Annotated in this window: 21 protein-coding genes; 15 read left to right on the forward strand and 6 right to left on the reverse strand. The window is 60.1% G+C overall.

From position 1 onward, the window contains the following. Window positions 1-6 precede the first annotated feature (6 nt). Window positions 7-537, reverse strand: a complete 531-nt coding sequence (locus J1D76_RS05560; protein WP_421137403.1) for a DUF5943 domain-containing protein — start codon at window positions 535-537, stop codon at window positions 7-9. Window positions 538-615: 78 nt separating this feature from the next. Then, complete coding sequence (locus tag J1D76_RS05565; RefSeq protein WP_421137404.1) at window positions 616-1,593, reverse strand: dipeptidase; 978 nt, start codon at window positions 1,591-1,593, stop codon at window positions 616-618. Between the two features lie 224 nt (window positions 1,594-1,817). Here J1D76_RS05565 and J1D76_RS05570 point away from each other — a divergent pair, with 224 nt between their 5' ends. The 4 genes from J1D76_RS05570 (at window position 1,818) to J1D76_RS05585 (ending at window position 3,443) form a co-directional block, all read left to right on the forward strand. Next, a complete protein-coding gene (locus J1D76_RS05570; protein ID WP_421137405.1) occupies window positions 1,818-2,219 on the forward strand; it encodes a lysozyme inhibitor LprI family protein in 402 nt (133 codons plus the stop codon). A gap of 212 nt (window positions 2,220-2,431) precedes the next feature. After that, entirely contained in the window at window positions 2,432-2,686 is a 255-nt protein-coding gene (locus J1D76_RS05575) for a type II toxin-antitoxin system RelE family toxin (protein WP_421137406.1), read from the forward strand. Next, complete coding sequence (locus J1D76_RS05580; RefSeq protein WP_421137407.1) at window positions 2,670-2,993, forward strand: helix-turn-helix domain-containing protein; 324 nt, start codon at window positions 2,670-2,672, stop codon at window positions 2,991-2,993. Before J1D76_RS05575 ends, J1D76_RS05580 begins: the two co-directional genes overlap by 17 nt. Before the next feature lie 33 nt (window positions 2,994-3,026). Further along, complete coding sequence (locus J1D76_RS05585; RefSeq protein WP_421137408.1) at window positions 3,027-3,443, forward strand: DUF3010 family protein; 417 nt, start codon at window positions 3,027-3,029, stop codon at window positions 3,441-3,443. Window positions 3,444-3,550: 107 nt separating this feature from the next. On the opposite strand, the gene J1D76_RS05590 is transcribed toward J1D76_RS05585, so the two are convergent. Further along, entirely contained in the window at window positions 3,551-4,498 is a 948-nt protein-coding gene (locus J1D76_RS05590; protein WP_421137409.1) for a GlxA family transcriptional regulator, read from the reverse strand. Between the two features lie 211 nt (window positions 4,499-4,709). Here J1D76_RS05590 and choX point away from each other — a divergent pair, with 211 nt between their 5' ends. The 6 genes from choX (at window position 4,710) to J1D76_RS05620 (ending at window position 10,168) form a co-directional block, all read left to right on the forward strand. Beyond that, window positions 4,710-5,654 (forward strand): choline ABC transporter substrate-binding protein, encoded by a 945-nt coding sequence (gene choX / locus J1D76_RS05595; protein ID WP_421137410.1) that lies wholly within the window; start codon window positions 4,710-4,712, stop codon window positions 5,652-5,654. A 102-nt stretch (window positions 5,655-5,756) separates the two neighbouring features. Beyond that, window positions 5,757-6,644 (forward strand): 3-keto-5-aminohexanoate cleavage protein, encoded by an 888-nt coding sequence (locus J1D76_RS05600; protein WP_421137411.1) that lies wholly within the window; start codon window positions 5,757-5,759, stop codon window positions 6,642-6,644. A 138-nt stretch (window positions 6,645-6,782) separates the two neighbouring features. Next, window positions 6,783-7,748 (forward strand): L-carnitine dehydrogenase, encoded by a 966-nt coding sequence (locus J1D76_RS05605; RefSeq protein ID WP_421137412.1) that lies wholly within the window; start codon window positions 6,783-6,785, stop codon window positions 7,746-7,748. 132 nt (window positions 7,749-7,880) lie between these two features. After that, window positions 7,881-8,357: a thioesterase family protein gene (locus tag J1D76_RS05610; RefSeq protein WP_421137413.1), complete on the forward strand. Its 477-nt coding sequence runs from the start codon at window positions 7,881-7,883 to the stop codon at window positions 8,355-8,357. A gap of 13 nt (window positions 8,358-8,370) precedes the next feature. Then, window positions 8,371-9,534, forward strand: coding sequence for a gamma-butyrobetaine dioxygenase (locus J1D76_RS05615; RefSeq protein ID WP_421137414.1), 1,164 nt, complete (start codon window positions 8,371-8,373; stop codon window positions 9,532-9,534). A 370-nt stretch (window positions 9,535-9,904) separates the two neighbouring features. Next, on the forward strand, window positions 9,905-10,168 hold the full coding sequence (locus J1D76_RS05620; protein WP_421137415.1) for a hypothetical protein: 264 nt from the start codon (window positions 9,905-9,907) through the stop codon (window positions 10,166-10,168). Window positions 10,169-10,283: 115 nt separating this feature from the next. On the opposite strand, the gene J1D76_RS05625 is transcribed toward J1D76_RS05620, so the two are convergent. Both J1D76_RS05625 and J1D76_RS05630 read right to left on the reverse strand, forming a co-directional pair. Further along, entirely contained in the window at window positions 10,284-11,387 is a 1,104-nt protein-coding gene (locus J1D76_RS05625; protein ID WP_007975492.1) for a GlxA family transcriptional regulator, read from the reverse strand. Window positions 11,388-11,930: 543 nt separating this feature from the next. Continuing rightward, window positions 11,931-13,307: an L-serine ammonia-lyase gene (locus J1D76_RS05630; protein WP_421137416.1), complete on the reverse strand. Its 1,377-nt coding sequence runs from the start codon at window positions 13,305-13,307 to the stop codon at window positions 11,931-11,933. A 435-nt stretch (window positions 13,308-13,742) separates the two neighbouring features. Here J1D76_RS05630 and J1D76_RS05635 point away from each other — a divergent pair, with 435 nt between their 5' ends. The 3 genes from J1D76_RS05635 (at window position 13,743) to choV (ending at window position 16,775) form a co-directional block, all read left to right on the forward strand. Then, window positions 13,743-14,690, forward strand: a complete 948-nt coding sequence (locus tag J1D76_RS05635; protein WP_421137417.1) for a choline ABC transporter substrate-binding protein — start codon at window positions 13,743-13,745, stop codon at window positions 14,688-14,690. A gap of 64 nt (window positions 14,691-14,754) precedes the next feature. Next, window positions 14,755-15,600, forward strand: coding sequence for a choline ABC transporter permease subunit (gene choW / locus J1D76_RS05640; RefSeq protein ID WP_421137418.1), 846 nt, complete (start codon window positions 14,755-14,757; stop codon window positions 15,598-15,600). Further along, a complete protein-coding gene (gene choV / locus J1D76_RS05645; protein ID WP_421137419.1) occupies window positions 15,597-16,775 on the forward strand; it encodes a choline ABC transporter ATP-binding protein in 1,179 nt (392 codons plus the stop codon). Before choW ends, choV begins: the two co-directional genes overlap by 4 nt. Before the next feature lie 307 nt (window positions 16,776-17,082). On the opposite strand, the gene J1D76_RS05650 is transcribed toward choV, so the two are convergent. Next, on the reverse strand, window positions 17,083-19,023 hold the full coding sequence (locus J1D76_RS05650) for a BCCT family transporter (protein ID WP_421137638.1): 1,941 nt from the start codon (window positions 19,021-19,023) through the stop codon (window positions 17,083-17,085). 381 nt (window positions 19,024-19,404) lie between these two features. Between J1D76_RS05650 and betI the strand changes: the two genes are divergently transcribed. Next, a complete protein-coding gene (gene betI, locus J1D76_RS05655; RefSeq protein ID WP_421137420.1) occupies window positions 19,405-19,998 on the forward strand; it encodes a transcriptional regulator BetI in 594 nt (197 codons plus the stop codon). A 62-nt stretch (window positions 19,999-20,060) separates the two neighbouring features. After that, a complete protein-coding gene (betB, locus tag J1D76_RS05660; RefSeq protein ID WP_421137421.1) occupies window positions 20,061-21,533 on the forward strand; it encodes a betaine-aldehyde dehydrogenase in 1,473 nt (490 codons plus the stop codon). Window positions 21,534-21,539: the final 6 nt, after the last annotated feature.

A 21,539-nucleotide genomic window follows, 5' to 3' on the forward strand; every position in this document is an offset into this window, starting at 1 on the left:
CTCGACTTACAACGGCTTGACGGTGAACAAGCCGTCTTCGTGGCCCTCTTCGGAGCCACCGTAGACTTGCTCGGCCACGGTGCGGATCTTGCTGCCGCGTGCGGCGAGGATCTGGTCCATGGCACCGGCAAACCAGCCGGTGAACATGTAGTCGACCTTGCGCCCGACCTTGCCGTACACGTAGACGAAGGCCGAGTGTTCGAGCTTGACGCTGGCGGTGCCTTTGTCGAGGTCGATGTCCTGGATCTTGAACAGGCCCCAGCCGCGCTGCGACAGGCGCAACATGTAGTGTTCAAACACAGCGACGCCTTCCAGGCCGTGGCATTCGGCTTCTTTTTCACACCAGTGCCAGGCGGACTTGTAGCCGGCCTTGTAGAGGATTTCGGCGTAGGCATCAGCGCCCAGCACTTCCTCGATGCCCATGTGGTTGTTGACGAAGAAATGCCGCGGCACGTACAGCATCGGCAGGGCGTCGGAGGTCCAGACACCGGTCTCGCTGTCGACTTCGATTGGCAATTGCGGGGCGATCTTGGCCATGGAAACTTAACTCCAGAAAATTCGTTGTGTTGCCCGCTGCGCGGACGGCAGCGGAAAAGGGTTCAGAAGTGCGGTGGCTTATTCGCCCCAAACATCCTTTAAGACGTTCACCCAGTTCTCGCCCATGATCTTGCGCACCACACGCTCGGAGTGGCCGCGCTTGAGCAGGGTCTCGGTCAGGTTCGGGAACTCGCCCACGGTGCGGATGCCCAGCGGGTTGATGATCTTGCCGAAGCTGGTCAGGCGGCGGGCGTAGCCCTTGTCGTGGGTCAGGTACTCGAAGAAGTCCTGGCCATGGCCCTGGGTGAAGTCGGTGCCAATGCCGATGGCGTCTTCGCCGACGAGGTTCATCACGTATTCGATGGCTTCGGCGTAGTCGTCGATGGTCGAGTCGATGCCCTTGGCCAGGAACGGCGCAAACATGGTCACGCCGACGAAACCGCCGTGGTCGGCAATGAACTTGAGTTCTTCATCGGACTTGTTGCGCGGGTGTTCCTTGAGCCCCGACGGCAGGCAGTGGGAGTAGCAGACCGGTTTTTTCGATTCGAGGATGACTTCTTCGGAGGTCTTGGAGCCGACGTGGGACAGGTCGCACATCACGCCAACCCGGTTCATCTCGGCGACGATTTCGCGACCGAAGCCCGACAGGCCGCCGTCACGCTCGTAGCAACCGGTGCCCACCAGGTTCTGGGTGTTGTAGCACATCTGCACAATACCGACGCCGAGTTGCTTGAACACCTCGACGTAGCCAATTTGGTCTTCGTACGCATGGGCATTCTGGAAGCCGAAGAGGATGCCGGTCTTGCCCTGTTCCTTGGCCTTGCGGATGTCGGCGGTGGTGCGTACCGGCATCACCAGGTCGCTGTTGTCGCGGATCAGCTTCTGGCTTGCGGCGATGTTGTTGACGGTGGCCTGGAAGCCCTCCCATACCGACACGGTGCAGTTGGCCGCGGTCAGACCGCCCTTGCGCATGTCTTCGAACAGTTCACGGTTCCACTTGGCAATAATCAGCCCGTCGATAACGATGCTGTCGGCGTGCAATTCGGCTGGGCTCATCAGGCTGTCCCCTTATTAGCGATTCATGCGCCGAATCGTCTGCCGGCGCTTTGGGGCCAGCATATGCCTCGGTGCCTCGGCGACCGGGTGCAAAAACGACAGGGGAATTGCCGAAAGCGTCAATCCGCGACAAAGGGTCATCGCCGGGCACAATCGCCGACCTGTTCAAGGCCGCCCGCTTGAGCCAGAATTCCCCGCATCACTGGAATAGAGCGGCGACCCGAATGAAATCCATCCTTCTGGCTTTGGCACTGATTGCGACCGGCGTACACGCCGCCGAAGAGTCCGACAGCAACCCCTGCGACGCGGTCGAAAACGACGTTCAGACCCTGGAATGCTCGACCTACAGCCGCACCACCGCCGAAGACCTGCTCAAGGAAAACTTCCAGGGCCTCACCGAACGCATGCAGTCGCAGTACGGCAAAAACCCGTCGCAACTGACCGACATCACCACCAAGCTCAAGACCGCCCAGCAACAATGGCTGAAAACCCGCGACGCCGACTGCGCCGTCGAAGCCTTCCCCGCCACCAGCGGCAGCAAGGCGTTCACCATTGCGCAGAATGATTGCATCGCGCGAATGAGCGACGAGCGGTCGGAGTTTTTGGAGTCGATTGGGCAGGAGTGATCCTGAATATTCCGCTGAAAGCTGGAATCGCATCCATCTTTCAGCAGCAGTTCCCCCTCTTCCTACAATACGTTCTGACCTCGCCTACACGTATTGCTTGAAAGCCCCAGGCTGTGGGTTTTTCACGCAACATGCTGACAATCGTTGTTGATTGGCCGCCTGAAAAATATAAGTAAAGATTCGCAAATCTTATAAAAGACTTATATTCTTCCATGAATAGCATCCACTGGACTCGAAAGGCCGTTAAGCAACTTCTGAAATTGCATTCCGCTCATCAGGGCCAGGTTCGTGATGCCATCACGGCGCTTGCAGACATGCCCGATGTAGGCAATGTCAAAGCACTGGTCGCTCATGACTACGCTTATCGACTGCGTGTCGGTCACTATCGGGTCATGTTTGATTGGGATGGCGCGATCAAAGTGGTCAGTATTCAAGAGGTCAAAAAACGCGATGAACGCACCTACTGACATCCAAATCATCAATGACGCCGAAGGCAATCCAGCCTTCGTGGTTATTCCGTATGCGCAGTATCTGGCGCAGAAGATCGAGCCTGACTTGATCCCTCACGAAGTGGTCAGTCGTATTGTCGATGGCGCCACACCCATTCGCGCCTGGCGCGAATACTTGAACCTTACCCAGGACGAAGTGGCCAAACGCATGGGCATCACCCAACCGGCATTCGCCCAGCAGGAAACCGTCGCCAAGCCTCGCAAGGCCACTCGCGAGAAGATTGCCGTAGCGTTTGGCATTACTGCCAATCAACTTGAGCTGTAAGCTGCCCACCCTCTGTCACTAACGGGATTGAACATGAAAGTCTGCGGCATCGAAATCAAAGGCAGCGAAGCCATTATCGCCGTCGCCTCCCTCGACGGTTCGACGTTGAACCATGTCGCGCTCACGACCAAGAAAATCGCTTTGGACGATGACGACGAAGCGGCCAACGTCAAAGTGTTTGCAGCTCAGGTTGCGTCGTTTGTGCGCGAGAATTCCATTGATCGCATCGCGATCAAAAAGCGCAGCAAGAAAGGTGAGTTCGCGGGCGGGCCGACCACGTTCAAGATCGAGGGAGTTTTCCAGTTGCTGGAGAATTGCGAAGTGACGTTGTTGTCGCCGCAGACGATCACGGCGCAGAGCAAGAAATTCACCGGTGAACTGCCGGGGACGCTGAACAAGTATCAGCATGAGGCGTACAAGGCTGCATGTTCAGCGTTGATAAAAAAATAAAGAGATAACGATATGTAGGAGCCGGCTTGCCGGCGAAGGAGCCTTGAGCTTCACGACCCATCTCAAAATTGCCTTCGCTGGCAAGCCAGCTCCTAGAGGAATCAGCGTTATGCCTTTTGGCTTTGTCGTCGATCCTCTCGCGGGCACCGCTCATACTTCGCCCGATAGCTACGGGTGAAATACGACGGCGATTCAAACCCGCACGCGATGCTCACTTCCAGCACGCTCATGTCCGTCTGACGCAGTAACTGCCGTGCTTTCTCCAGCCTTAACCGCAGATAGAAATTGCTCGGCGTGTCGTTCAGGTGCAGGCGAAACAGGCGTTCCAGTTGCCGCCGCGTCACCTTGATCGATTCCGCCAGTTCCAGCGTGCTCAGTGGTGGTTCGCTGTGCTGCTCCATCTCGCCAATGACCTGCACCAGTTTCTTGTTGCTGATGCCATAGCGCGTGGCGACTTCCATGCGTTGGTGGTCTTTGCGCGGGCGTATGCGGCCGAGTACGAATTGCTCGCTGACCTGGATCGCCAGGTCTGGGCCGTGGGCTTGGGCGATCAGATCCAGCATTAAATCAATCGAGGCCGTGCCGCCAGCGGAGGTAATGCGTCGGCGGTCGATCTCGAACAGCTCCTGGGTGACGCTGAGCTGTGGATAAGATTCCTTGAACGCGTCGATGGCTTCCCAGTGCAGGGTCAGGCGATGGCCGTCGAGCAAACCCGCCTCGGCGAGGATAAAGCTGCCGGTATCGATGGCGCCGAGGGTCACGCCCTCGTTGTCCAGCCGCCTCAGCCAGTGCTCGAGCGCCGGGGTGGCAAATTCCAGGGGTTCGAACCCGGCGACCACCAGTAGCGTCGCGCCTTTTTTCAATGGCTCCAGCGCCGCATCGGCGTTGACCGACATGCCGTTGCTCGCCAGCACCGCCCCGCCGTCGGCGCTCAGCACATGCCAGCGATACAGTTCGCCACGAAAACGATTGGCGACCCGCAGCGGTTCGATGGCCGAGATAAACCCGATGGCCGAAAAACCCGGCATCAACAAGAAGTAGAAATCCTGGGACATGGAGCGCACTCGCTTAGCCGGTAACGAGAGGACGGGGAGCGTGAGGATGTTGATACGCCACTTGCAACAGGCATTCAAGAGCACAGGTCGCTGCAGTGCAAGTGCTGGTCGCCGCAGTGCGCTTTCATGGCTGATTTGCTGCGTAACGTGTCATCACCGGCGCACAAAGACGACCGGACCCACAATAATGAAACTGCCGAGGAACCTGAGAATGAAACGACTGATCAGCAGCTGTGTTCTTGCACTCAGTGGTACCGCGTTACTGAGCGCCAGTGTCATGGCCGCCGAGCCCGCCGCGTGCCAGAACGTGCGCATGGGTGTAGTGAACTGGACCGACGTGATCGCCACCAGTGCCATGACCCAGGTCTTGCTCGATGGCCTCGGCTACAACACCAAACAAACCAGCGCCTCCCAGCAAATCATCTTCGCCGGGATCCGCGACCAGCGCCTGGACCTGTTCCTCGGCTACTGGAACCCGCTGATGACCCAGACCATCACCCCGTTCGTCGACGCCAACCAGGTCAAGGTGCTTGAAGCGCCAAGCCTGCAGGATGCCCGGGCGACCCTCGCGGTGCCCACCTACCTTGCCGACAAAGGTCTGAAGACCTTCGCCGACATTGCCAAGTTCGAAAAAGAGCTGGGCGGCAAGATCTACGGCATCGAGCCAGGCTCAGGCGCCAATACCCAGATCAAGGCGATGATCGCCAAGAACCAGTTCGGCCTCGGCAAGTTCCAATTGGTCGAGTCCAGCGAAGCCGGCATGCTCGCTGCCGTGGACCGCGCCGTGCGCCGCAACGAAGCCGTGGTGTTCTTTGGCTGGGCGCCGCACCCGATGAACGTCAACGTGAAAATGACTTACCTCACCGGCAGTGAAAACGCCCTTGGCCCGGACGAAGGCAAGGCCACGGTATGGACCGTCACCTCGCCGACCTACGCCCAGCAATGCCCGAACATCGGCCGCCTGCTGACCAACCTGACGTTCACCGCCGAAGACGAGAGCCGGATGATGCAGCCGCTGCTGGAGCACAAGGACGCCTTCGAATCCGCCAAGCAATGGCTCAAGGATCACCCGCAGGACAAAAAACGCTGGCTTGAAGGCGTGACCACCTTCGACGGCAAGCCGGCCGCTGAAAACCTTCAGCTCACCAGCAAATAAACCCGATTGACGTACCGATTCGCAGCCCGAGAGGGCTGCGGAGCGGATCGTCACACCCCGACTTTTCTATCTAAAAAGCATTCACCTGAAAGGAACCGCCCAATGAACCACGACGTCATCATCACCTGCGCACTCACCGGTGCTGGCGACACGACCGCCAAGAGCCCACACGTGCCGGTCACTCCAAAACAAATTGCTGCCGCCGCCGTGGAAGCCGCCAAGGCCGGCGCCACCGTGGTTCACTGCCATGTGCGCGACCCGCAAACCGGCAAATTCAGCCGTGACGTGGCGCTGTATCGCGAAGTGATGGAGCGCATCCGCGAGGCGGACGTCGACATCATCGTCAACCTGACCGCCGGCATGGGCGGCGACCTGGAGATCGGCGCTGGCGAGAACCCGATGGAGTTCGGCCCGAACACCGACCTGGTCGGCCCGCTGACCCGCCTGGCCCACGTCGAGGCACTGTTGCCGGAAATCTGCACCCTCGACTGCGGCACCCTGAACTTCGGTGATGGCGACACCATTTACGTGTCCACCCCGGCGCAATTGCGTGCCGGCGCCAAACGCATTCAAGAGCTAGGCGTGAAAGCCGAGCTGGAAATCTTCGACACCGGCCACCTGTGGTTCGCCAAACAGATGATCAAGGAAGGCCTGCTGGATAACCCGCTGTTCCAGCTGTGCCTGGGCATCCCGTGGGGCGCGCCGGCGGACACCACCACCATGAAGGCCATGGTCGACAACCTGCCTGCCGATGCGGTGTGGGCCGGTTTTGGAATTGGCCGCATGCAGATGCCGATGGCGGCGCAGGCGGTGTTGCTCGGCGGCAACGTGCGCGTTGGCCTGGAAGACAACCTGTGGCTGGACAAGGGTGTGCTGGCGACCAACGGCCAACTGGTCGAACGCGCCACGGAAATCCTCAGCCGCCTCGGCGCTCGCGTGCTGACCCCGGCTGAAGGCCGCAAGAAAATGGGCCTGACCCAGCGCGGCTGATCGTTATTTGTCCCCTTTTAGGAGCCGGCTTGCCGGCGAAGAGGCCGGTACATCCGCCGCAGCTCTCTGCGTTGCGGGAATCGTCTTCGCCGGCAAGCCGGCGCCTACAGAAATCACCGAATTCTTCAGGAAATCAACATGACCTTCATCACCGAAATCAAAACCTTCGCCGCGTTAGGCAGCGGTGTCATCGGCAGCGGCTGGGTATCGCGCGCCCTCGCCCATGGCCTGGACGTGGTGGCCTGGGACCCGGCCCCTGGCGCCGAAACGGCCCTGCGCAAACGTGTCGCCAGTGCCTGGGGCGCATTGGAGAAACAAGGCCTGGCGCCCGGTGCATCACAGGATCGCCTGCGTTTTGTCGCGACCATTGAAGAATGCGTGCGTGACGCCGATTTCATCCAGGAAAGCGCCCCGGAGCGCCTGGAGTTGAAACTGGAGTTGCACAGCAAGATCAGCGCGGCGGCCAAGCCCAATGCCTTGATCGGCTCCAGCACTTCCGGCCTGTTGCCGAGCGAGTTCTACGAAAGCGCCACGCACCCGGAGCGCTGCGTGGTCGGTCACCCGTTCAACCCGGTTTACCTGCTGCCACTGGTGGAGGTGGTCGGCGGCAAAAACACCGCCCCTGAAGCGGTGCAAGCGGCGATGAAAGTCTACGAATCCCTCGGCATGCGCCCGCTGCATGTGCGCAAGGAAGTACCGGGGTTCATTGCCGACCGCTTGCTCGAAGCGCTGTGGCGCGAGGCGCTGCACCTGGTCAACGACGGTGTGGCGACCACTGGCGAAATCGACGATGCGATTCGTTTTGGCGCCGGTTTGCGCTGGTCGTTCATGGGCACCTTCCTGACCTACACCCTGGCCGGCGGTGATGCCGGCATGCGCCACTTCATGGCCCAGTTCGGCCCGGCGCTGCAACTGCCGTGGACCTACCTGCCGGCACCAGAACTGACCGACAAATTGATCGACGACGTGGTCGACGGCACCAGCGATCAATTGGGCAAACACAGCATTTCGGCGCTGGAGCGCTATCGTGATGACTGCTTGTTGGCGGTGCTGGAGGCGGTGAAAACGACCAAAGAGAAGCATGGGATGGCCTTCGCCGACTAAACACCGCTCTCTGTAGGAGCTGGCTTGCCAGCGAAGACGCCGGTACATCCGCCGCCACTTTTTGCGGTGCTGACACTGTCTTCGCCGGCAAGCCGGCTTCTACAGGTTTTCATGACTCCAGGATGTGATGCCATGCCCACCCTCACCACCTACCAAACCCGAATCATCCCCGATTGGGTCGACTATAACGGCCACCTGCGCGACGCCTTCTACCTGCTGATTTTCAGCTACGCCACCGACGCCCTGATGGATCGCCTGGGCCTGGACAGCAACAGCCGCGAAGCCAGTGGCAACTCGCTGTTCACCCTCGAACTGCACCTCAACTACCTGCACGAAGTGAAGCTCGACGCAGACGTCGAAGTGCACACCCAAATCATCGCCCACGACAGCAAACGCGTGCACCTCTATCACAGCCTGCATTGGGTCGGTGATGCCCAGGAACTGGCGGGCAACGAACAGATGCTGCTGCACGTTGATCTCGCCGGGCCGCATTCGGCGCCCTTCAGCGAACTGTCCTTGAGCCGGCTGCAAGCCATCGTCGCCGAACAGGCGGATTTGCCCGCGCCCGGGTACATTGGTCGAGTCATCGCGTTGCCCCCCAAAAAATAACAAGGAGATCGCCATGAACACCGCCGCTGCATTTGCCGACTTTCGTACCTATCCGTTGATCAGCGCGCTGACTGGCGTGCAGACCCTGGCTGACCGTGTTCTGGTGAAGTGGGCCGACGATCGCGTCAGCCCTTTCCACCACCAATGGCTGCGGGACAACTGCCCGTGCCCGCAGTGCGTCTACACCGTGACCCGCGAGCAAGTGCTGGAAATCGTCGATGTGGCGCAAGACTTGATGCCTGGCGCCGTGCACATCGACACCGAAGGTTGCCTGTCGGTGGACTGGCAGGATGGCCACAGCAGCCGCTTCGACCCCGGCTGGCTGCGCGCCCACGCCTATGACGATGAAACCCGTGCCGAGCGTGCACAACGCAAACCCAAGGCCAGGCTCTGGCACAGCGATGTTCAGTTGCCGGTGTTCGAGTACCTGGCGCTGATGACGGATAACCACGCGCTGTTGCAATGGCTGCTGGCCGTGCGCGATATCGGGCTGACGCAGGTGCGTGGCGTGCCCACCGAACCCGGCTCGCTGAAACTGATCGCCCAGCGCATTTCGTTCATCCGCGAGAGCAATTTCGGCGTGCTGTTCAATGTGCAATCCAAGGCCGATGCCGACAGCAACGCCTACACCGCGTTCAACCTGCCGCTGCACAGCGATCTACCAACCCGCGAGTTGCAACCGGGGCTGCAATTCCTGCATTGCCTGGTCAACGATGCCGACGGTGGCGAGAGTATTTTTGTCGACGGTTTTGCCATCGCCGATGCCTTGCGCGGTGAAGATCCGCAAGCCTTCAAGAGCCTGTGCGAGATCCCGGTGGAGTTTCGCAACAAGGACCGTCACAGCGACTACCGCTGCCTCGCGCCGATCATCGCCCTGGACGCCTCGGGGCAGGTGTCGGAGATCCGCATGGCGAACTTTCTGCGCGGGCCGTTCGATGCCTCGGTAGAGCAGATGCCCAGGTTGTATCAGGCCTACCGGCGCTTTATCGCGATGACCCGCGAGCCTCGATTCAGGTTGATGCAGCGGCTCAATCCCGGCGAGCTGTGGTGCTTCGACAACCGCCGCACCCTGCATGCCCGCAATGCGTTCGACCCGGCAACCGGGGCGCGGCATTTCCAGGGTTGCTACGTTGATCGGGACGAGTTGTTGTCGCGCATCCTGGTGTTGCAGCGCTAGACCGCGTCATCGTTCTTCGCTGGCAAGCCAGCTCCTACAGAGGTCACACCGCCCTTGTAGGAGCTGGCTTGCCAGCGAAGGCGATCTCTCAATCAACCAAAACCCCACAGATTTTCACAGACGAAAAAAAGCCCCGATCAAGCCGTGACAGGATCGAGGCAGAGGGTACTGTTGAGGAGCTGTAGCGCGAGGGTGACCAAACCTTCGTGAAGCCAGCTGAGTCCAGTGTGCCCACTCCTCTGCAAGGCAAGTTAGCCGAAAGCGACCTGTTCATAGCCATTGCGGCCATGGCGACAATTCGCCCTTGCCCCCACCTTGTGGCCCTACCAGAATCGAGCCACGACACCGTTCCCTGAAGAAGGATTGCGTCATGATGCACGCCGATTTGATAGACCAGGAAGACCTGTTGGGCCAGCTCAAGTCATTGGGGTTTCAAGTGCCGAGTGGCGCCACGGCCGAGCAGGCTTGCGAATGCGCGGTACGCGGTTTGAACAACGAACGGGCGATCGTGCTGCGCACCATGGTCAAGCAGATGTACACCAGCAGCGCGACCATCCTGCCGGCGGTGCGCCAGGCGATCGACAAGCAGTTGTTGCCGGCGTTGGCGGAGTATCAGCAAAGCCATCGCGCCTGATTGCTTTATGACTTACCTGTGGCGAGGGGCTTGCCCCCGTTCGGCTGCGTAGCAGTCGTAAAACTTTAGGGCCGCTGCGCGACCCAACGGGGGCAAGCCCCCTCGCCACAATGGTTTAGAGCCTTACACTGGCAAACGTCGACTCGTTGCGCGCCTGGCTCAGTGCCGACAACGGTCCGGACAGCGGCGACAGCACCAGCGCTTGTGGCAGCGGCATCATCGCCACTTGCTGGGTAGTGTTGGAGCCTACGCGCTCGTCACGCGGCGGAATGCCGAAGTATTCGCGGTAGCACTTGGAGAAGTGTGGCGTGGACACGAAGCCACACACCGACGCCACTTCGATGATCGACATCGGCGTTTGCTTGAGCAATTGCCGGGCGCGGATCAGGCGCAGCTTGAGGTAATAACGCGACGGCGAGCAGTGCAGGTATTTCTGGAACAACCGCTCGAGCTGACGACGCGATACCGCGACATACACCGCCAGTTCGTCGAGGTCGATGGGTTCTTCGAGGTTGGCTTCCATCAGCGCGACGATTTCCTGCAACTTCGGCTGATTGGTGCCGAGCATGTGCTTGAGCGGCACGCGCTGGTGATCCTGTTCGTTGCGGATGCGCTCGTAGACGAACATTTCCGAAATGGCCGCCGACAGTTCACGACCGTGATCGCGGCTGATCAGGTGCAGCATCATGTCCAGCGGCGCGGTGCCGCCAGAACTGGTGAAACGGTTACGGTCGAGGGTGAACAAGCGAGTGCTCATCGCCACGCGCGGGAAGGCTTCCTGCATCGCTGCCAGACATTCCCAGTGCACGCTGCAATCAAAACCGTCGAGCAGGCCGGCGCAGGCCAGCGCCCAACTGCCGGTGCACACCGCGCCGAGTCGGCGAGACTGGCGCGCCTGGCTTTGCAGCCATGACACGTGTTCGCGGGTCACGGTGCGTTGAATGCCGATACCGCCGCAAACAATCACGGTGTCCATCGGTGGGGCTTTGTGCATGGAAGCGTCGGGGGTGATCTGCAGGCCGTCACTGGCCCAGACCTGGCCACCGTCGACGGTGAGGGTGGTCCAGCGATACAGCTCGCGACCGGACAATTGGTTGGCCATACGCAGGGGTTCCACTGCGGAAGCCAGAGAAATCAGCGTGAAATTGTCCAGCAGCAGAAAGCCGATGGATTGAGGCGCACGGTTCTGGGGTTGGGCCCCGGAGTTGAACGTCGTCATCGCGGTATCTCCTCACACAAAGCGGGTGATGGCCTCAGGCGGAGGCTCTTGTTATGGCCATCGTTCTCGCGTGGGAGACGGGCTTTGTAATGACAGAGCAATTGCCATGCCTAAATTTGAATGCGCGTTCAACAACTCCTAAAAACGACGTCGGAATGTGTCTGGATATGACGCGCAAGGTGTAGGGATTTAAATGGCCATCAGCGCTGACAAGCGCCCCGCCCCACAAGCTGTGAGCAATTCGGTAGCACTTGTGGGAACGGCGTTGCGCGGTGCTGGAAAGGAGTGTCACCGCAGGCACGGGTGACGGGTGGTCGAAGGCGGGTTTTCAGCCGATCACTGGTCAGGCGAGTTATCTGAGAGCGACGCTCTAAAAGGTGGCGCGTATTGAACCGGGTGTGCACTTAGCGCGCAGTTTTGACTGGTCCCGCACCCTGTAGGAGCTGGCTTGCCAGCGAAGAGGCCAGTTCATCCGGCACATCTTCAGCGGTAGAACCATCGCTTTCGCTGGCAAGCCAGCTCCTACAAAGATGTGTGTGGGTGTCAGCATTCAACCGCGCTGACCGCCAACCCACCCCGCGATGTTTCCTTATATTTGTCATGCATGTCGGCACCGGTATCGCGCATGGTGCGAATCACCCGGTCCAGCGAAATGAAGTGCTGGCCATCACCGCGCAACGCCATTTGCGCGGCATTGATCGCCTTCACCGCGGCAATCGCGTTGCGCTCGATGCACGGCACTTGTACCAGCCCGCCCACCGGGTCGCAGGTCAGGCCAAGGTTGTGTTCCAGGCCGATCTCCGCCGCATTGCACAACTGCTCGGGCGTGGCGCCGAGGATTTGCGCGAGCCCGGCCGCTGCCATGGCGCAGGCTGAACCGACTTCGCCTTGGCAGCCAACTTCGGCACCGGAGATCGAGGCGTTCTTCTTGCACAGGATGCCCACCGCCGCCGCCCCGAGGAAATAATCGACGACATTGGCGTCGGTCACCGCCTCGCTGAATTTCATGAAGTAATGAAGCACCGCCGGAATGATCCCCGCCGCACCGTTGGTCGGTGCCGTGACCATGCGCCCACCGGCGGCGTTTTCTTCGTTGACCGCCAGGGCGAACAGGTTGACCCACTCCATGGCGCTCAGGGTCGAGCCGATGACATTGGGTTTGTTCAGTTCCTGCAAGCTGCGATGCAGTTTGGCCGCACGACGACGCACATTCAGGCCACCGGGCAAGATGCCTTCGTGCTTTAGGCCTTGCTCGACGCAATCCTGCATGGCGCGCCAGAGCTTCATCAGGCCGCCGCGGATTTCCTCTTCGCTGCGCCAGACCTTTTCGTTGGCCATCATTAACTGCGCGACGCTAAGGTCGTGGCGCTTGCACAACGCCAGCAACTCCACGGCACTGGAAAAATCGTAGGGCAACACCGTGCGATCCAGGTCCATCACGCCGCTGGAGGCCTGCGCCTGATCGACGACAAAACCGCCGCCGACCGAATAGTAGGTGTCGCGATGAAACTCGCCGCGCTCGTCTTCGACGATCAGGGTCATGGCATTGGGGTGGTACGCCAGGTTTTCGTCGATCAGTTGCATGTCCCGGGCCCAGATGAACGGTACCGACAGGCGACCGTCGAGCAGCAAGGTGTGGGTTTCGCGCAAGGTGGCGATACGGATGCCGATTTGCGACGGATCAATTGCGTCGGGCCACTCGCCCATCAGGCCCATGATCACCGCATTGTCGCTGCCGTGGCCGATGCCGGTGGCGGACAACGAACCGAACAGCTGGACCTCGACACGTCGCACCTGCTCAAGCTGACCCCGCTCACGCAGGCCCTGCACGAACAGCGCCGCCGCCCGCATGGGCCCCACGGTGTGCGAACTGGAAGGGCCGATGCCGATTTTGAACAGGTCGAAAACGCTGATAGCCATGACTGCCGAACTCCTGGATAGGCCAACTCCAGGCGCAAAAGCGCCCGGCGACGGAGCTGCTACGCTCAAGCTGCAATCCGTCGAGGTGGCCGCATCATCAAGCTTTTATCCCGTTGTTCGACGTCTCTAACCGACGCATTCATGCCCACGAACGCCGCGTGTCTTTTACGCAGCGTTTTCGCCGTTTTCTTGCGGTCCTGACGGCCAAAACAGGCTGAAAAAATCTGTAAACGACGTCACCGACACTGGATGCGACCATCCCTGTACTGGATACGACGCGCCCTGTAGGCGTCAGATTTTCACTGGTACATGATCGTATCGACTCGATTGCAAGGCGCCGTGGTAGAGCTGTCTTAAAAACGCCATCCAACCGCAACCTATAAGTGCGGTGGTCCAGTCGGAACACTGCCAAAAAAAACACCAAGGAGTCCATCCATGAAAGGTTCCCCGTCGTTGTTGTTGGCCGCCATGCTTAGTCTGCCGGTTCTGGCGCAAGCCGCAGAACCGGCCCAATGCAGTACCGTAAACTTCTCCGATGTCGGCTGGACCGACATCACCGCGACAACCGCGACCACCAGCGTCGTGCTCGATGCCCTCGGCTACAAGACCAAGACCACCATGATTTCCGTGCCCGTGACCTACAAGTCGCTGGCCGACGGCAAGAACATGGACGTGTTCCTTGGCAACTGGATGCCGACCATGGAAAACGACATCAAGGCCTATCGCGACGCGGGCACCGTGGAAGTCGTGCGCACCAACCTCAAGGGCGCCAAGTACACCCTCGCCGTTCCGCAGGCGCTGTACGACAAGGGCCTGCATGACTTCTCCGACATCGCCAAATTCAAGAAGGAACTCGATGGCAAGATTTACGGCATCGAGCCCGGCAACGACGGCAACCGCCTGATCCAGACGATGATCGACAAGAACGCCTTCGGCCTCAAGGACGCCGGCTTCAAGGTCGTCGAGTCCAGCGAAGCCGGCATGTTGTCGCAGGTCGACCGCGCACAGAAACGCGACACCGCCGTGGTGTTCCTCGGCTGGGCGCCGCACCCGATGAACAAGCGCTTCAAGATTCAATACCTGACCGGTGGTGATGATTTCTTCGGCCCGGATTTCGGTGCCGCCACCGTGGCGACCAACACTCGCAAGGGCTACACGCAGGAGTGCAGCAACGTCGGCCAGTTGCTGAAAAACCTGGAGTTCACCGTCGACATGGAAAGCACCCTGATGGGCAACATCCTGGACGACAAGATGAAGCCTGACGCGGCCGCCAAGGCCTGGCTGAAAAAGAATCCACAGGTACTCGATACCTGGCTCGCTGGCGTGACCACCATTGACGGTAAACCTGGCCTGGAAGCCGTGAAAGCCAAGCTCGCGCAGTAATGTTTACGCCGGGCGGGTTCGCTCGCCCGGGCTGTTTTTTCCTTGCATGCGGACGTTCACTACCATGCTGATTGATCAGAAAATCCCTTTAGGCCAGTACATCGCAGGCTTCGTTGAATGGTTGACGCAACACGGCGCCAGCACCTTCGACGCAATCGCTGTGACACTGGAAACGATGATCCACGGCGTGACGTTTGCGCTGACCTGGTTCAACCCGCTGGCATTGATCGGCCTAATCGCACTCCTTGCACACTTCATCCAACGCAAATGGGGCCTGACCGTTTTCGTCATCGCCTCCTTCCTGCTGATCCTCAACCTGGGGTACTGGCAGGAAACCATGGAAACCCTCGCCCAGGTGCTGTTCGCCACCCTGGTCTGCGTGGTCATCGGCGTGCCGCTGGGCATCGTCGCGGCGCATAAGCCGATGTTCTACACTTTAATGCGTCCGGTACTCGATCTGATGCAGACCGTACCGACCTTCGTTTACCTCATTCCTACCCTGACCCTCTTCGGGCTGGGCGTGGTCCCGGGCCTGATCTCCACGGTGGTGTTCGCGATTGCCGCGCCCATCCGCCTGACCTACCTGGGTATCCGCGATGTTCCGGAAGAATTGATGGACGCCGGCAAAGCCTTTGGCTGCTCGCGACGTCAGTTGCTCTCACGAATCGAACTGCCCCACGCCATGCCAAGCATCGCGGCCGGCATCACCCAGTGCATCATGCTGTCGCTGTCGATGGTGGTGATCGCGGCACTGGTGGGCGCCGATGGCCTGGGCAAACCGGTGGTCAACGCACTGAACACTGCTGATATCGCCCTGGGCTTCGAAGCAGGCCTGGCGATCGTACTGCTGGCGATCATGCTCGACCGTATCTGCAAACAACCCGACGCCAAAGCAGGGGGTGACGCATGAGCATTATTCGCTTCGAAAACGTTGACGTTATCTTCTCCAGGGATCCACGCGAGGCGCTCAAGCTGCTGGATCAGGGCATGACCCGCAACGAAATCCTGAAGAAAACCGGGCAGATCGTAGGCGTTGAAAAAGCCAGCCTGGACATCGAAAAAGGTGAAATCTGCGTACTGATGGGCTTGTCCGGCTCCGGCAAGTCCAGCCTGTTGCGCTGCATCAACGGCCTCAATACCGTCAGTCGTGGCAAGTTGTTCGTCGAGCACGAAGGCAAGCAGATCGACATTGCTTCGTGCACACCGGCCGAACTGAAAATGATGCGCACCAAGCGCATTGCGATGGTGTTCCAGAAGTTCGCCCTGATGCCCTGGCTGACCGTTCGCGAGAACATCAGCTTTGGCCTGGAAATGCAGGGTCGCCCGGAAAAGGAACGTCGCAAACTGGTAGACGACAAGCTTGAGCTGGTGGGCCTGACCCAGTGGCGCAACAAGAAACCCAACGAGCTGTCCGGCGGCATGCAGCAGCGTGTGGGCCTGGCCCGTGCGCTGGCGATGGACGCCGACATCCTGCTGATGGACGAACCGTTCTCGGCCCTCGACCCGCTGATCCGCCAGGGTCTGCAGGACGAACTGCTGGAGCTGCAACGCAAGCTGAGCAAGACCATCGTGTTCGTCAGTCACGACCTCGACGAGGCCCTGAAACTGGGCAGCCGCATCGCGATCATGAAAGACGGCCGGATCATCCAGTACAGCAAGCCTGAAGAGATCGTCCTCAACCCGGCGGATGACTATGTGCGCACCTTCGTCGCCCACACCAACCCGCTGAACGTATTGTGTGGCCGCAGCCTGATGCGCACCTTGGACAACTGCAAGCGCATCAACGGTTCGGTGTGCCTCGATCCGGGCGGCGATTCGTGGCTGGACCTGGCCGAAGGCAACACCATCAAGGGTGCGCGCCAGAACGGTTCGGTGCTGGACCTGCAGAACTGGGTGCCAGGGCAAGCTGTCGAAGGCCTGGGCCGTCGCCCGACCCTGGTGGACTCCAACATCGGCATGCGCGACGCGCTGCAGATTCGTTATCAGACCGGCAACAAACTGGTGCTGCACGACAACAACCATGTGGTGGGGATTCTCGGCGACAGCGAGCTGTATCACGCACTGCTCGGCAAGAACCTGGGGTAAGACGCCAGACACGAAAACGCCGCGAGAAGATCGCGGCGTTTTTTGTTCAGCAGAGTCGACGCATACCCTGTAGGAGCTGGCTTGCCAGCGAAGGCGACGCATCAGGTACACCGTGGTGAATCATTCGCTGGCAAGCCAGCTCCTACAAAGATTCGGTGCATCAGGTACACCGAGGTGAATCATTCGCTGGCAAGCCAGCTCCTACAAAGATTGCGGCGCATCAGGTACACCGCGGTGAATCATTCGCTGGCAAGCCAGCTCCTACAAAGGCTGTGCGGTGCATTCGATGCACCGCAGGCCTCACACCTCAGCTGTAAACCCGGCCAAGGAGCTGCCGATGGCTTTCAAACTGGTCGAGCACGTCACGGGTGATCTGATCCTGGGTGAAACCCATCAAGTCGTAGTCCTGGCTGCCGTTGTGCAGGTACACCTCGGCACGGTAGTAACGCTGGCGGGCCTCGTCGGACTGGGCCGATTCGGTCGGCGTGGCGAGGTAACCGTCCAGGCTCACTTCGTAGACAAACGGGTTGCCCTCTTCCATCTCGGTGCGCAGGCCCATGCAGCGCTTGGACTTGCCCAGCAGCGTTTGCACCTCCAGGCCTTGTGCGCGCATTTGCACGGCGGCATCTTCCAGCGCCGGGCTGACGTGCTTGTCCATGAAGCGCTGAACCACCGACTGGCTCGGTTGCAGGTCCAGCTGGGTCAGGCGCTCGGTGAAGCCACGACGACCGCGTGCGGCCAGCTCCGCTTGCTCCTGTTCGATCTGCACATCCTGGCGCATGGCCTTGTGCAAGCCGAACATGAAGAACACCAGCACCACCGAGAACGGCAGGCCGGCCAGCACCACCATGGTTTGCATGGCTTCGAAGTTGCCGGCAAACAACAGGCCGATGGTCACCAGGGTGATCACCGCCGACCAGAAGATTCGCAGCCAGTGCGGCGCATCTTCATCGACAGTGCCGCCCTTGCACGACAGGTTGGCCATCATCACCGCGCCGGAGTCGGCCGGGGTCAGGAACAGCACGAAACCGACGAAAATCGACACGCCGATGACAACTTTCGACGCCGGGTAGTGCTCAAGCAATTGGTAGATCGCCATGGACGGCTGTTCCAGCGCCGTCTTCCCAAGCGCCACCGCCCCATGGTTCATCACCAGGTCCAGGGCCGAGTTACCGAAGATCGACAGCCACGCCAGGGTGAAACCCAGCGGAATCAGCAACACGCCAGCCACCAGTTCACGCACCGTGCGGCCACGGGAAATACGCGCGATAAACATGCCCACGAATGGTGCCCAGGAAATCCACCAGGCCCAGTAGAACAGGGTCCACAGGCCCAACCAGCGGTCGGACTTCTCACTGTCGCCTTCGTACACGTACAGGTCGAAGGTCTTCAGCACCACACCGTTCAGGTAGTCGCCAACGTTCTGCACGAAGCTGTTGAGCAGGTGCAGGGTCGGGCCGAACAACAGCACGAAAATCAACAGGCCGCTGAACAGCACGATGTTCAGGTTGGACAGGCGGCGAATGCCGTTTTCCACGCCCGACACCGCGGCGATGGTTGCCACCGTGCTCATCACGATGATCACGATCAGCAGGTTGGTGTTGCTGTGCTCCATGCCGAACAGGTTTTCCAACCCCGACGACACTTGCAGCGAACCAATCCCCAGGTTGGTCACCAGCCCCAGCAGGGTCACGAACATGCCGAAGCCGTCCACCGCATGCCCGGCCGCGCCTTTTACCCAACGCTCACCCACCAGCGGGTACAGCGCCGAACGCAACGCCAGCGGCTGGTTGTGCCGGTAGGCAAAGTAAGCCACGGCCAAGCCGACCAAGGCGTAGATCGCCCAGCCATGCAGGCCCCAATGCAGGAAAGTCAACTGCACCGCCTGACGTGCCGCCAGGTTGCTGCCAGCCACGCCTTCCGGCGGGTTGAAGTAATGGTCCAGCGGCTCGGACGCGCCGAAATACAGCAGCGAGATGCCGATGCCCGAGGAGAACAGCATCCCCGCCCAGGCGCCGTAGCTGAAGTCCGGGGTATCGTCCTTGCTGCCCAGTTTCAATTTGCCGTAGGACGAGAACGCCAGGCCGACGACGAAAATCAGGTAGGCGGCAATCACCACCATGTAGTACCAGCCGAAGCTGCGGGACAACCAGGCTTGCGCCATACCGAGCAGTCTGCCGGCCTCTTGCGGGGCGATGATCAGAATGGCGGTCAACAACAGAATCAACGCGGTAGAGGTGTAGAACACCCAACCGTTGACCGTCACCTTCTCCGGTGGGGTCTTTATTAGCGAGGCAGAACTCATGGCACAGATGCTCCGGGCAGTGCGAGAGAAGAACGCAAGGCAAACGCGTTACCCGACCAATCGGTTAGTGGGCAGCCGACCGGCGGGTGATATAAAGACACCCCGAAAAAAGCCCGAAACCCCAGGAACGCCGTGGCGCGTAGGTTTCGAGCAGTTTGTGATGTCGTTTTTCCGCCAACTACAAGTAGGAAAAACCTGTAGGCAGCGACGATTTGTCGCAGATCTTATTCTTTGTTGATTGAACGTTCAATCAAAACAAAATAGACTGGCCCTCAATCCGGTAGCCGTTCTACGTCTGCCGGAAGGCCTAAGGAGATGTGCAAGATGCCCAAGGTCGGTATGCAACCCATCCGTCGCCAGCAATTGATCGAAGCCACTTTGCAGGCCGTCGATCAGGTCGGAATGGGGGACGCCAGCATTGCGCTGATCGCCCGTTTGGCCGGTGTCTCGAATGGCATCATCAGTCATTACTTTCAGGACAAGAACGGCCTGATCGCCGCCACGATGCGGTACCTGATGACCGCCCTCAGCGAGAGCGTCACCGCGCGCCGTCAGGCGCTGGCAGATGACAGCCCACGGGCGCATCTGCAGGTGATCATCGAAGGCAACTTCGACGCCAGCCAGGTCAATGGCCCGGCAATGAAAACCTGGCTGGCCTTCTGGGCCACCAGCATGCACCAGCCGTCTTTGCACCGGTTGCAGCGGATCAACGATCACCGTCTGTATTCCAACCTGTGCTGTGAGTTCCGGCGTGCGCTGCCGCTCGAAGATGCGCGCAACGCCGCCCGTGGCCTGGCAGCACTGATTGACGGCTTGTGGTTGCGCGGCGCGCTGTCGGGAGACGCTTTCGACACCGAGCAGGCGCAACAGATCGCTTACGAATACATGGATTTCCAATTGGCCAAGCAGGTGAGTTAGAGCCCACATAAACGCTCGACCCCTGTCTCGCGCCAACCACTTAATGCTCTTGCGAGGACTTTATGGCCCGTTTCGAACTGCAAAAACTCTACATCGATGGCGCGTACAGCTCTGCCCTCAGCGACGCCACTTTCGAAGCCATCAACCCGGCTAACGGCGAAGTCCTCGCACAGGTTCAGCGTGCGACAAAAGAAGACGTAGAGCGTGCTGTAGTCAGCGCCGAAAAGGGCCAGAAAATCTGGGCAGCCATGACCGCCATGGAGCGTTCGCGCATCCTGCGTCGCGCCGTGGAAATCCTCCGTGAGCGCAACGACGAACTGGCCGCCCTGGAAACCCTGGACACCGGCAAGTCGTACTCCGAAACCCGCCACGTCGACATCGTCACCGGCGCTGACGTGCTGGAATACTACGCTGGCCTGGTACCGGCCATCGAAGGCGAGCAGATTCCGCTGCGCACCACCTCGTTCGTCTACACCCGTCGCGAGCCGCTGGGCGTCGTGGCCGGCATCGGCGCGTGGAACTACCCGATCCAGATCGCCCTGTGGAAATCCGCACCGGCCCTGGCCGCGGGTAACGCGATGATCTTCAAGCCGAGCGAAGTCACCTCGCTGACCACCCTGAAACTGGCCGAGATCTACACCGAAGCCGGCGTGCCAAACGGCGTGTTCAACGTCCTGACCGGCAGCGGCCGTGAAGTCGGCACCTGGCTGACCGAACACCCGCGCATCGAGAAAGTCTCGTTCACCGGCGGCACCGACACCGGCAAGAAAGTCATGGCCAGCGCTTCGAGCTCATCGCTCAAGGAAGTGACCATGGAACTGGGCGGCAAGTCGCCGCTGATCATCTGCGACGACGCCGACCTCGATCGCGCCGCCGACACCGCGATGATGGCCAACTTCTACAGCTCCGGCCAGGTCTGCACCAACGGCACCCGCGTGTTCGTACCGGCTCATCTGAAGGCCGTTTTCGAAGCCAAGATCGTTGAGCGCGTTGCCCGCATCCGCGTCGGCAACCCGGAAGACGAAAACACCAACTTCGGCCCGCTGGTCAGCTTCGCCCACATGGAAAACGTGCTGGGCTACATCGCCAAGGGCAAAGAAGAAGGTGCTCGCGTCCTGTGCGGCGGCGAACGCCTGACCGCCGGCGAATTCGCCAAGGGCGCGTTCGTGGCCCCGACCGTGTTCACCGACTGCACCGACGACATGACCATCGTGCGTGAAGAGATCTTTGGCCCGGTGATGGCGATCCTCACCTACGAAACCGAAGAAGAAGTGATCCGCCGCGCCAACGACACCGATTTCGGCCTGGCTGCCGGTATCGTCACCAAGGACCTGAACCGCGCCCACCGTGTGATTCATCAGCTGGAAGCCGGTATCTGCTGGATCAACGCCTGGGGCGAGTCCGACGCGAAGATGCCGGTCGGTGGCTACAAGCAGTCGGGTGTCGGCCGTGAGAACGGCATCAGCTCGCTGAACAACTTTACCCGCATCAAATCGGTACAGGTCGAGCTGGGCGATTACGTCTCGGTGTTCTAAAGCTCC

It is taken from the genome of Pseudomonas sp. NFX15 (assembly GCF_049132105.1).
In the GTDB taxonomy this organism is placed as follows: domain Bacteria; phylum Pseudomonadota; class Gammaproteobacteria; order Pseudomonadales; family Pseudomonadaceae; genus Aquipseudomonas.